Below are 12,253 nucleotides of genomic sequence, written 5' to 3' on the forward strand. Positions count from 1 at the left end.
TGGCGGGCGTCGCCAACTTCCTTTCCGATCCCAAGCGTCCCATCGAGGCGACGCTGCGCGCGATGATGACGACGCCGCACCTCGGCGATGTCGGTCCGCATCCCGTCATCGCGTCCGCAGCGCGCGAGCTCCTCAATAAGAGCGAAAACGAGCGCTCCGGAGTACTGTCGACCGCGATGTCCTTCCTCGGGCTGTACCGCGATCCGGTGGTGGCGCGGGTCACGCGGTGCAGCGATTGGCGTATTCGCGACCTCGTGGAGGCGAGGCGACCGACGACGCTCTATCTCGTTGTGCCGCCCTCAGATATCAGCCGAACCAAGCCGCTGGTGCGGTTGATCCTCAACCAGATCGGACGCCGCCTCACAGAAGATCTCCACGGCGAGGCACGCCGGCATCGCGTTCTGTTGATGCTCGACGAGTTCCCCGCTTTGGGGCGGCTCGACTTTTTCGAATCGGCGTTGGCGTTCATGGCCGGCTATGGCCTCAAGAGCTTCTTGATTGCCCAATCCCTAAACCAGGTCGAAAAGGCCTACGGTCCGAACAATTCCATTCTCGATAACTGTCATGTCCGCGTCGCGTTTGCGACGAATGACGAGCGAACTGCAAGACGGGTCTCGGAGGCTCTCGGAATGGCAACCGAACTGCGCGCCATGAAAAATTATGCTGGTCACAGGTTGAGCCCCTGGCTGGGGCACCTGATGGTATCCAGGCAGGAAACGGCACGCCCCCTGCTGACACCCGGTGAGGTCATGCAGTTGCCATCGGACGATGAATTAATATTGGTCTCGGGCTGCCCGCCGATCCGAGCCAAGAAGGCCCGCTACTACGAAGATCCACGACTGCGTGAACGCGTACTCCCTCCAGCTCGGCCCCGTGAAGATGCCATCCAATCGTCGCACGACGACTGGAGCAGGCTGCCTTTGCCTAGCGCCTTAGGAACCAAACAGGAGCGGTCTACAGAGAAGCAACACAGTATTTCCAGCAGCGATCCCGCCAATGGTGGCATTCGGCGTGAACCCGAGCTCGGCGAGCATGAGGAGGTGGAGTTCGACCGCAGCCCGGAAAGGGCAGAGTTCGAGTTTGCCGATGAGGAAGCTGACGATGAGGTTCAGCGCGCCGGCGTTCTTCGCAAACAGGCGTCAAGTCTTGTGCGTCAGGCTGCAATGGATCCGGCCGACGGTCTAGATCTCTGAGCTGAGGACATGCGGACCAAGCATACCTTTCGCCTGCCGCCGGATCTCGCGATTCAGCTCGCCGACTATGCCAGCCGCAAGCGGGTGGCTCAGGCGCTGATTGTGGAGACGGCGCTATCCACGTTCTTGTCGCCCGATAGTTCGGAGCGAATGGAGGCGGCGCTCAGCCGGCGATTGGACCGGCTGTCCCGCCAGCTCGAGCGGCTTGAACGCCACGTCACAATTTCGAACGAAGCGTTAGCCCTGTTCGTCCGGTTTTGGCTGACAGCGACTCCGCCTTTACCGGACACGGCACAACCAGCAGCCCAAGCGAAAGGACGCGAGCGCTATGATTCATTTGTCGAAGCATTGGGCCGACGCCTGGCAAAGGGACACAGCCTGGCGAAGGAAGTTAGCTCGGACGTAGAGCCACGTAGTCAAGGGCCGGAGAAGTCCGATCCCGTGTAAGCGTGCGGGTCCCTCTTTTCTAGCTGCGTAAATTCTAGCTGCGTAGATATTTCGTAGGAGGATTTGCGGTGGCGTCCGAGCGCCATCAAGCTTTCGTTACAGCTCAACCTGGCGCGCGTCTCTCGGCCCCGTTCTGTACCGACAACGGCCGAGGTCAGCATGAGACCATACAACAGCACATCGAGGGAGCTTGAATCGGACCTTGCGTCAAGTTGTACATTCTTGCGAAGACATGTCCCGCGAAAGCATCGGCAATGAAGCAACCGTTTCTCACTACTGTACTATGTTCTGCTTTCGGGTTGCTCGGGCTGACTGGGGGGGTGCTCGCGGACTCAATCCGACGCTACGAATGCACCATAGACGGAACCGATCGAGAACCGGTAGGTGATCGAAATGGGCACATCATTGTCAGCCTTCAATATACCTGCCGCATTGCGGATGGGCTGTTGAAGGACGCAGGAATCACGGCGATATCGGTCAGCGAATGGGACAATGAGAAAGGGAGGTACTTGGCTTCTCTCGACGTTCATCGCGCGCTCGAAGGATATGCGGTCGGTCAGCTCTTGGAGGGGGACGGCTCCTCGGTCATGGAGGAGAATAGGACTGCCGGTATCGCAGCTTCCGGTAAGACGGTGTTCAAATTCGCATCCGGCTCGTTGGCGGCTCTCTCCGGAAAAACCGTCAAATTCACGACCAAACCCGCCGTCGGCTCTCGTCGATTCGAGATGGAGTTCTCTGATTGGCCTGAAGCTGCTCAACCAAAGTGACTGGGGCCGCGGTCCCCTTCACCTCATTTGCGTGGCCGATTGTCTCTCTGGAATCGGTCAAGCCGCATGGTCAATCTGATATCGTGGCTCGAACATCTGTATTTGTTGCTGTGGTCGGCTTAGGAATCTGGGCAAGTTTTGATGACCCCGTGAAAGGGCTCTCGCATCCTAGAAAAAGCCAAAAGACATCAAACCAGACGGCATCGCCAAGCGCCGCTTCTTGGGATTCTTGAGTGTGTTTCTCGAAAGCGCTTTTGGCTCGGTGATTGATGCTCTCTCGATCGCTCGTTCGTAAGGGCATGCAATTGAAGACTCTGCGTGCTCGCCAGTTGTGGATCCGGCGGTCCATTCAATCAGCTCTGCGAGATAAGACGAGGACAAGCGGCCGATCCGGCGCGTGCTATCGCGCCCATGAGGGCAGCCTGCACTGTTTCCGCTACATTGGAGATGGACTATGAGGCCCATTGACGAGCGCGGCAAATCGCCCATTTCAGAATTTGGTGCCAACGAAGGTCGAGGCGCTGATGGGTCTAGCACTGGGCGGGCTTCTGGTCCGGGTGAAGAGGGCCGATCGTTCAATTCTGTTGTGGAGCGGATGCGTTATCGATTCCGACAAAAAAAATCGAGGCGGCGGCTCGCATGTCGATAACGGACCTTTTTGAGACCAAAGGAGAGCAGCATTTCAGGGACCTCGAGGCGAGGTCGATCGCGCGCTTTCTCGAGAACGGGCCGGTGGTGCTGGCAACCGGTGGCGGCGCGTTCATGCGTGAGGAGACGCGGCGCCACGTCGCTGAGAAGGCGGTCTCGATCTGGCTCAATACCGACATAGGCGAGATCAGGAAACGCCTTAGTCGTGACACCACCCGGCCGCTGTTACAGACCGCGAACCGGGAGGACAAGATCGCGCAGCTGGTCCGCGCGCGCGCGCCATTCCATCAGCTTGCCGATCTCACGATTGTCCCCGGCCAAAAACGTGACAACAAGAACGCGGATCAATGTGTGGCCGCATTGCATGCCCACCTTTGCGACGGAGGGGAAAACGCGGACCGGCCACCGGCCACTGTCATGGGAGCTGCACCGTGACACTCGCCGCTCACAACGCCTTCATGACTCGAGCCGAGCAATCGGGCTGGACGGTCCCTTCGCCTCGAGCGCGCACACCGCTCGATTCTCCACGATGCAGCTACGGTTGGGTTCGCTACAACACGCGTTTCGATCGGCAAAACGCGAGCACGCCGCTAGCGATATCAGTCGTCCACCATGACTGGCCGCGGCAATGCGCCGCTGATCCCGTTGGCCAGCGTGGCGACTTCGGCGAAATAGCGGTCCACCGCGCTGCGGGCGCTCGCCGTGCCGGGGTGACGGAAATACAGGTAGATTCCCTCGTGCGATCGGCTGACCCACAAATATACCTACTGCGGGTCGCTGCAGCGGCTTATCAGAAATCTCGTTCGCCAGCGCGCCCAGCAATCCGACCCGGGCACCACCCGATCGTCCATATAGGAGACCACAAAGCGATCGCGCAGTGTCCTGCCTAGCACTTCCATTGCTTTGGAAAATGGCACCTGCGCGGTTCTTCTGGCCCGCTTCAGTTCGAGCCTGACGGAGCGTAGCAGATCTGGGAACGCGTCGGTCACTTTGAAGCTGACCGGGCTCATCCCGACATACCAGCCAACCGAGTGCTTCCACTGCGAGGCATTTCGCGTGTGAAAGGGAACGACGGAGTAAAATTTCTTTTGGTTGCCCAACGCTCTCCCTGCCAGAGCCAAGCATGCAAATATGCCTGCCGCTGTGTGTCCGCCCTGGACGCGGCACGCCCGATCGAACCTCAGCGCGCTGTCCGCGTCAAAGAGCCAGATCCGTCTGGTTTGCTGCACGGCGTCGCCCAGTGCACCTAGTGGCACCGGAAAACCCGGCAGTTGACCGCCAGTGGCCGCAATCAGCTCGCGCCAGTGTTCGATTGCCGAATGCCGGTCGGTCAGATCGCTCACACGGGCGCGCTCGGAGGCAGCATAATCCAGATAGCCGTGTGCCGGCGCCACTCGGGGGGCCACTCCTCGAATCGCTGCGCAGTAGAGTTCCCAGATCTCGTAGGGTACCGAGGCCATTGAGTACGCGTCCGTGACTGAGTGGTCGGAGGCGACGATGAGAGTGGTGCATCCGGGCCGGCTGATTGTGACGAAGACATACGGCGGCCAGTTCAGCGGCTTTGTGTTGGCGTCGAACACTTTTTCTAGCATCCAGGCTAGTTCGCCTGGATCGGCGTAGTCACCGAGTTCGACTAGGTCGAGTGTTTCCGCCGCCCGGGCCAACCGTCGCGAGATGGATTACCGAGCCATCCTTGGCGAAGCGGCAGCGTAGTGCCTCGTGCCGGTCGACCCAGCCAAGGATCGCCTTGCTCAGAGCGGTCGTATTGACCTTGCCCGACCATTCAAACGCGACGCCCAGCCAAGCGGGCTGGCTATTGTCGAAACGGCAAAGGTGATCCTCCTGAACATGGGACGGCCGACGCGGATCAGGGCGCCAGCTGTCAATGCCGGGCACGCTGATGCGCCACAAGGTCAGTCGGCCCGGCCACAGCTCGAGGTCCCCGAGCACATTCATCTCCATACGCGCGACCTGCCAGCCAGTCCGTGGTCTCAGAGATGCAAGCTGTGGGTGCGGCGCAGAGGCGATCGCGAATTCGCAGCACGGAGGTCGCGCCCACTGCGCTGCTGGCCAGTCGCGCAGGCCGCAGGCCAGGTCCAGCATCGAGCACATCGCCAAGCAGCGCGCCTAGTGGCGCACGCCCCCACGCCAAGAGTCGGATGCTCGCATTGACGCGGCCCAGCACCCGTGGCGGCCCAGCGGCCGGCCAGCTGCGGAAGCGGACCGAGTTGATTGCCAGCGAGGCAGGGAACGGCAGCCGGCCCAGGCATCCGCACGCATCGGCGGTCAATCGGCCCTGCAGGCGGCAAAATCACTTGGCGGCTCGAGTGAATCTGCGCCGGCGAGCCGCGCCACCCCATCCGACGTTGGAACTCCTCGTAGTAGGGGCGTAGGCCCGCGTAATCGATGGGCCAGGCCGGGTCGATGGGGTCAGGGGCTACATGCGCTCGCGCGTTGAAGTCAACGGTGCGATATTGGAAGGCGATCCCAACGTACAATGTCATTCCACCGCTGAGCGCCGACACAGTCTACGGCCGTCCGAATGGCGTGAATTTGCCGAGCGATCCCGTGGGCAACGATCGTGCCACTGGCACCGCTCCCGACCACATACGTCAACGGCGTCGGACGTCATTGTCCCACCTGTGGCAAGGGACGTCGGCCATGCCCCATGGCGACGCGCTCTTAAACGGCCAGGTCAAGACGGCTAATGAGAACTGTCAGTGCCAGTGTTGAACGTACGCCTAGTGAAACCGTCACGAGCTACTTTGAAACTCGTACAATATGACGCACCGTAAGATTCAAGCCCTTTGAGCGGGCTGTCGCATGAATACGTTTCAAGATCCACTGAAGCAGCGAGACATGAAGGATAAGACCGGTATCCTCAAAGCATCTGGCGATAGGTGTGGTGGTGCAGTAGCCCAACGTGCGACTTGTCGAGGAGTAGGGCGGTTCTTTCCCGAAAGCTCAGGCTACCACTTTAGAGAGGCCGACTCTGGTTTTTCGTCAGCTTTTCGAAAGGTCGAGCTCCTAACATGAAAAGCAAGGAAGTCCCGAGCTCGTCGCTCTGATTGCTCAATCGGAGGTGTAGAATGGATCCGTTCAATGTCGTGAAGGCTGTCTGTACAAGTTCTCGTGGCACATCGCGCGCAAGGCCGGAACAGCTGAAGATGAGCCAAGTCGTTTTTGAGCATCATCTGAGCCAAGCAGCACAGGAGCGGTCAAGTAAAGCCGATGCAGAACTTTTCCGTCATGCTGCCTTTGCTCAGCACGAGGCGGGCCTCGGCATGGTGTCTCAGCAGCCAGATGAGAAACTTGTTTTCGTTTCGAATCGTGTTTCAACCATCGATCCCAACAAACCCAAGACGGGTGGTCTTGCAGCGGCCCTTGAGCCCGTCGTTGAACGATCTGGCGCCGTTTGGATGGGGTCCTCGGGGACGCTAATCGAGGGCAGTGAGCGGCTAAATGCTCCTGAGCCGCACGGCAGGGGTGAAGTTGTAAAAGTAGATCTACCGGCCGCTCACTATGATGACTTCTATTATGGATTTGCAAATTCCACTCTGTGGCCGGCATTTCACTCGCTGACCGAGCGGATGTCTCCTGCTTCGGAGGAGCATTACAAAAGCTATTGCGAGATCAACCGCGCCATGGCGCGCGCGCTGTCACGGCTTAAGAACCGACGCGCGATTTGGGTGCATGATTATCATTTTCTTCCTCTCGGCAATGAGCTGCGCGAGCTCTCGATTCAGCAACCGATCGGCTTTTTCCTGCATACGCCATGGCCGAAGCCTGATGTGATGGAGCAGGTACCTCATCAACGCGAACTAATGGAATCGATGCTGGCGTACGATCTAGTCGGTTTTCAGACCCGCTGGGATCTTGATAATTTCCTCTCCTGCCTGCGAACGCATCTAGGACTGGAGAGCAAGAGCGATTTTGTGATCTCGGATCGCGGCCTTACGCGGTGCCAAACGTTTCCGATCGGTATCGATCCCAAGCAGTTCGAAGAATATGCCGTGGAATCGCTCGCGACGCATCGAAATGAGATCTCGTCGATGCAGAACAAACTCGATGGCACGAAGCTAGCCATCGGTGTGGATCGCCTCGACTATACCAAGGGTATCGACAATCGGATCAAAGCTCTCGATCAGATCTTGGCAGACAAGCCGCACAGCACCTCGCTGTTGCAGATTGGGACGTCTTCGCGCGCCGACATTCCAGCATACGGTGAATATCAGCGCGATATCGACAGCCTTGTCAGCGACGTCAATCGTAGGCATGGAACGGACGATGGCTCGAAGCCGATTCTTTATGAGAAGGGTCATTTCTCGCAGATGCAACTCGCGGGCCTCTACCGCACAGCGGATGTTGGTCTGGTGACGCCGTTGCGTGACGGCATGAACCTGGTGGCGAAAGAATATGTTGCTGCGCAAGATTCGAACGACCCAGGCGTGCTGGTTTTATCGAAGTTCGCGGGGGCGGCAGAAGAACTCAACGAAAATGAGGCGCTGCACGTGGATCCGGCCTCGCCGCGTGACATCGCGACCGCGATTTCAACTGCAACAGACATGCCGCAAGAGGAGCGCATCGAACGCTGGCGAGCGATGATGAACAAACTTGAGGCGTATACGATCCACGACTGGTCGAAGGACTTCCTTCGCGAGCTCGGCCACAGTCGGGTGGCCATGCCGGCGGATCAGTTCCAATATCTCGGCTTCGGTTGGATCAACGAGGCGCAAATGCCCACCTATGCGACCCAGGAGGAGTTGAACGTCGCGGTGAAGCAGGTACAGGATCCGCGCTGGATCTTCCCTTCGTAGTGCGTGCAGACCAGACGGGAGGCGGCCCCGGATGATCAACTAGGGGCCCTTTCAGTAAGCCGTGTACCCGTAAACCCGGCGGTGCGATGCGACTAACGCCTCCGCTTTACCCTATAGCGACCAAGTCCGTGCGGCAGCAAGCCTGTCGATCGGCCGGAGTAGGTGGTCGGCGGGGATGTGCCTAACGGGCGAGAATTCATAGAACAACGCAGCCTGTTCGACTTGCCGATGCCCCATCATGACCTCAGCCCTGCTAATTAGACCGCGGCGTCGCAACCGCCGTCCTTTTTCAACAGAATAGGCCAAATAGCCGAAGTCAGCCTCCATTCCTTGTCACGTCAAACATGCCGTGATCTTGGAGCGAGCATTGCGCGCGACATAGGCCAGCGCAAGCGCAGGTCTCTCTGAAGAGCCAAATCCTTCAACCTTACCCGGAACTTAAAATGAAGCGCCGGTCCCGCTTCTGGACGGGACGGGCATTCATGGGGAAGAGCTTGCCGAAGCCTGCAATATCGGTCTCATCCACCTCAATTGGATTGGCCAGGACGATCCAATCGACTGTCTCACTACACGGCGGCGTCGTCAGTGATCCGGCATAGTGGTAATATGCTCGTTGCGCCGGCAACAGTTGGCTGGGGTCGATTGCTGGATCAGCTGGAACGGCTCGCCCCTCGTCTGACGGCATAGCCGCGACAATTTTTTTGAAGACTGCGTTCGGGTTTCCAGCGACCATAAGCACGCCAAGGACAGCCAGCCCCTCGGCATCGGCGTGAACGAAATGTGCCTCCATGGCGAAGCGCTTACCCTCGACAAGGTGCTCGCTCGGATGATGGAAGTGGAGCTGCTTCAGCGCATAGGGGCGGTCGCCCAAATGGAGCGTGTCGCCTTCGGCAAGATCAAGCTGAATGGTATGGCCATTGTTGACGATCTTATCCGGCCGCTTGGCCCAACTCATCCTAAGCGGCGGCTGCGGGGCAGTAATGGTGCCGGTTATATCGATGGGTGACTGCTGGCCGCCGATCGCGCACGCGGCGTCAGCGGCATCCAGACCGCCCCATTTGTCGGGCCCGGTCTCTCCCTCGTAACTCCAACGATGCTTCGCCGCGGACGCGCACAGGGGACATAGCGCGAAACCAGCGAAAAACCCTAGAGCTTGCCGACGATCCATGACTGTCTCCCTGTGGTGCGGCCACGGTTCGATGTTTCGATTATGAACAAAGGACTCACGCGTCGCCTTGATCGATCGTGAGCTCAGGAACGGTCATCCCGAGTTCGCAGGATTCGTGCTGATGAGGAGGAGGGCGTCAACATCTCAAAAATCAGCGTGCCGACGCTACTGGTTGGGCGAATTCACAGGTCCGGCAAAGCAGATAGCCGTCCCTTCCATTCATTCGATCGACAATTTCGCAAAACGTCGGTCCTTTGAAGAGATCTTGATATTCATCGCGAAGAAGATTGCCCAAGATGTGACGTCGCTCAAAATCCATGCAGCACAGCGTGACGTCACCGTTTGGGAGAAGAACATTACGATGTTCTCGTTCGTCAGGACACGTTAATACTCCGACGATCGGCTGTCGTGCCTGAACGGTCTTTGGATCGACGCTTCCACCCCTGCTGCTCAGCGGACGTGAGCGAACCAGCGCTTCCTCGGGGATTATATCGACAAGCTCGGGATGGACTTCACCCATGACGACGAATAGCATTGATGAAATGCCTGCGTCGACCAATTGACGTAGCAAATCGACATAGTTGCGCCTGACTAGGCGACTGTTCATGTAAGTGCCGTCATCAAAAACGTGCACCAGGAAAAGCCGGAATTTCAGCGCTTGCAAGCGTCGTAGATTCCGCTCTTTCATTCCTACGAGTGTCGTGGAAATCCGAATGCTATAGCCGGCTTCGTAAGCATGCTCAACCATTTCGGTGCAGGCCGGATTGAGCCAGGCCTCTGAGTACCCGGAAAAGCTGATATCGACAGCCTTTGGTACGCGCGCCAAACATTTCTTGAAATCTTCGAGACGAAGATGCTTTGCATGAGACACGACCCTTTGCCTCTCGGCAAATTTGTCCTGCGGACAATAAGAACATCCGACGACGCAGCCCGTTGTCGTAGTTATCTCCAAAACCCGTTCGCCGGGAGGGACCGCGCCGCCCAAGTCCTGTAAATTCGTCGAGTGTGAATCAACCATTTGCAGGGTTCTCCCGAATGTCCAGCACAAAGAGCGTCCCCACGCAGCCGACTGGCGGCCTTCATGAGGGCTTGCTCAGCATGAGCTCGGATGACTGGGCGATAAAGATGACATAGCTAGGGCTGAAACGCAGTTGGATCGAGGTTATCCCGCGTTGTAGGGCTTCTCCCGTTGCAACGAGCTGAATTCCCGGCAGGAGTGCGATGCCGAAGTAAGTGCGCCGACCCCGGAGGCAAACTCATTGTCGGGTATAGGCGAGTTCGGTAACCGCGGCGCAAGTCCGATCGCCAGGGCATTGGTCATTGTTCTCTCGCCTCTTGCAATAGACATTGGCCATTCATTGGCGGCGGTGCATCGATGGGGTCAATCAGGTTCCGAGGACCCATCCGGCGTCGGGCCGTTTGATGCGACCAAGACAGTACAATATGACGCTACGTACGATTCAAGCCCTCTCGAAAACGAGCGGAACGGAAAAAGCGCGTTGTCAACTCACGCGAACTGCTTCGCCGCCAAGTGGCGCTCTACCGATCAAGGCGTGCGCCTGATCACATGTTCTGGACTGACTCAAGCCCCGGTGCAGAACGAGACGATCCCTAGCGTATGAAGAGTTCATGCAAAGGCTTTATCAGCCTGTCTGAATTGCGCAGCTCGCTCGCGTCACTGGGCGCTTCGTCCTATCTTTCAGCTCCCACCAACTTCCTCGCTGAGGAAACGGCGAATATCCAAATCGGCACGACACACGCGCTTTCTTTTTTCTTTCGTTTTTCCTTTTATCGATGATCCATCGCAAACCTGTTTTGCGGAGCCCGCATCGCCTGTCCTTGCAAGCACCTATTGAGGGACGCCTGCACGCGCGGCCATCACCGCGGTCGTGCTCACGGCCGGAAAAGTTACCGTTCCCATCTTCGTCCCTAAGCTCGGCAACGCTTGCCCGTCAGCTTCTCATCAGCTCGTCCCAATATCATTCACAGCAGGGCCCAGGCAGGCCGAACGCACTGCGAAGAGACACCCGTTGAAGAGAAGCGAGAATCGCCGTGTATAATCGAATTGAATCCACACGTCCTAACCAAGCTCACGAGCCGAGCCAGTCGGTGGACAGCGACAGCTTTCGGCAAATACTTGCAGGCATGTCGTCCCGATCGGTGCCAGATCACCATGCGAGTTCGCCTTCGGCGCTAACAGGGGCGAACTCGCTCGTTTCCCAGCCTCCTAGCATTGAATTTGAAAGGCTTTCACTTGGCAGAAATAGGCAAAATCTGACGTCGCGAAGGAGACTGCCACCTGGGGAGTTGCCCGACAAAATGGGGTGCTGCGTCAGCACGCCACAGACCACCGATCCTCACATTCCCGGTACATCCTCTCCGGCGAGGTCGAGCACCTCCCTGTTCGATTACAGGACAGCCGAATTGAATGACGCAAATGTAGACGGCATCTGCGTCGGGTTGACGGCGGAGTGGTTCTGCATTCTGAGTAGCAGCCCGTCGGAGCGAATGAGTGCGCTAACACCCGGATCACAAAGGCACGCCTCAGCGGCTATGCGGCAGGAGCAGTATCAGGATCACAAGGATTACTTGCGAAGGGGTGGAACAGGAGCTTCTCAGGCAGACCTTGAGGCACAAAACAGGGTGTTGCGGGAAGCAAACCTGGCGCCATCCGGAAAAGAGAAGGTATACGAATTCGGCGACTCTTCGAGCCTCTCGCGCATGGTGGGGAAAATCACCGATGACGGATCGAAATATTTGCTCAGCTTGTATTTCGCCGAAGGTGGCTCACACGTAGTTGCAACATCGGCGTTGAATGGAAGAACTACACTTTTCGATCCTAACTATGGAGAACTCACTGCTCATCCAGGGGAGATGGAAGGATTGTTGCAAAGCCTCGCCAATCGTTACAGGAACCCCAACGGGCAGACTTTGATGACAATCACCACACAAAAAATATACTGAGCCGGGCCTGCACTCGGCGGACGACTGGCCTTCTATGAAGGTCATCCATCCCCCGCGTGCAGCACAGAGCGCGAGGTCAGCTAAATCGATTGAGAAAATAGAGGTTAGGCCACCTCCGTGATGAGCTCGGAGGTGGCCTGTTGGCCGCAAAGGGTGGTCAAGCTAGAAAAGCTGATCGTCGAGTTCCAAAACAATGGGCCCGTCGAAGTCTGGCACATAGCCCTTGTAATTTGCATTGTGGCCGAGCCG

Annotated in this window: 11 protein-coding genes; 6 read left to right on the forward strand and 5 right to left on the reverse strand. The window is 57.9% G+C overall.

The window, feature by feature from the left end:
• From AOQ71_RS47305 to AOQ71_RS06590, 4 genes are all read left to right on the forward strand, one after another.
• Positions 1-1,193, forward strand: a 1,193-nt coding sequence (locus tag AOQ71_RS47305) for a type IV secretory system conjugative DNA transfer family protein (RefSeq protein WP_245316748.1), incomplete at its 5' end; no start/stop codon positions are given.
• Positions 1,194-1,202: 9 nt separating this feature from the next.
• A complete protein-coding gene (locus tag AOQ71_RS06580) occupies positions 1,203-1,640 on the forward strand; it encodes a hypothetical protein (RefSeq protein WP_057743380.1) in 438 nt (145 codons plus the stop codon).
• Positions 1,641-2,086: 446 nt separating this feature from the next.
• A complete protein-coding gene (locus AOQ71_RS49905; protein ID WP_347336683.1) occupies positions 2,087-2,407 on the forward strand; it encodes a hypothetical protein in 321 nt (106 codons plus the stop codon).
• Between the two features lie 621 nt (positions 2,408-3,028).
• A complete protein-coding gene (locus AOQ71_RS06590) occupies positions 3,029-3,490 on the forward strand; it encodes a shikimate kinase (protein WP_283809577.1) in 462 nt (153 codons plus the stop codon).
• Between the two features lie 164 nt (positions 3,491-3,654).
• On the opposite strand, the gene AOQ71_RS47310 is transcribed toward AOQ71_RS06590, so the two are convergent.
• The 3 genes from AOQ71_RS47310 to AOQ71_RS47320 are packed head-to-tail and all read right to left on the reverse strand — an operon-like array spanning position 3,655 to position 5,158.
• The gene (locus AOQ71_RS47310) at positions 3,655-3,813 is read right to left on the reverse strand and encodes a hypothetical protein (protein WP_245316749.1); all 159 of its coding nucleotides are present in this window, start codon (positions 3,811-3,813) and stop codon (positions 3,655-3,657) included.
• 6 nt (positions 3,814-3,819) lie between these two features.
• Positions 3,820-4,635: a condensation domain-containing protein gene (locus tag AOQ71_RS47315; RefSeq protein WP_245316750.1), complete on the reverse strand. Its 816-nt coding sequence runs from the start codon at positions 4,633-4,635 to the stop codon at positions 3,820-3,822.
• Between the two features lie 40 nt (positions 4,636-4,675).
• Complete coding sequence (locus tag AOQ71_RS47320) at positions 4,676-5,158, reverse strand: hypothetical protein (protein WP_245316751.1); 483 nt, start codon at positions 5,156-5,158, stop codon at positions 4,676-4,678.
• A 986-nt stretch (positions 5,159-6,144) separates the two neighbouring features.
• On the opposite strand from AOQ71_RS47320, the gene AOQ71_RS06600 reads away from it, so the two are divergent.
• Positions 6,145-7,872: an alpha,alpha-trehalose-phosphate synthase (UDP-forming) gene (locus AOQ71_RS06600; RefSeq protein WP_057743390.1), complete on the forward strand. Its 1,728-nt coding sequence runs from the start codon at positions 6,145-6,147 to the stop codon at positions 7,870-7,872.
• A gap of 427 nt (positions 7,873-8,299) precedes the next feature.
• Here the strand turns inward: AOQ71_RS06600 and AOQ71_RS06610 are convergent, their stop codons facing one another.
• Together AOQ71_RS06610 and AOQ71_RS42760 are read right to left on the reverse strand one after the other, a co-directional pair.
• Complete coding sequence (locus AOQ71_RS06610) at positions 8,300-9,040, reverse strand: carbonic anhydrase (RefSeq protein ID WP_057743396.1); 741 nt, start codon at positions 9,038-9,040, stop codon at positions 8,300-8,302.
• Between the two features lie 151 nt (positions 9,041-9,191).
• A complete protein-coding gene (locus AOQ71_RS42760; protein ID WP_083514000.1) occupies positions 9,192-10,058 on the reverse strand; it encodes a radical SAM/SPASM domain-containing protein in 867 nt (288 codons plus the stop codon).
• Positions 10,059-11,359: 1,301 nt separating this feature from the next.
• Here AOQ71_RS42760 and AOQ71_RS42765 point away from each other — a divergent pair.
• Positions 11,360-12,004 carry a YopT-type cysteine protease domain-containing protein gene (locus tag AOQ71_RS42765; protein ID WP_157083409.1) on the forward strand — a complete coding sequence of 215 codons (645 nt, stop codon included), beginning with the start codon at positions 11,360-11,362 and terminating at the stop codon, positions 12,002-12,004.
• The last annotated feature ends 249 nt before the right edge of the window (positions 12,005-12,253 follow it).

The sequence above is a fragment of the Bradyrhizobium manausense genome, from assembly GCF_001440035.1.
Classification (GTDB): Bacteria; Pseudomonadota; Alphaproteobacteria; order Rhizobiales; family Xanthobacteraceae; genus Bradyrhizobium; species Bradyrhizobium manausense.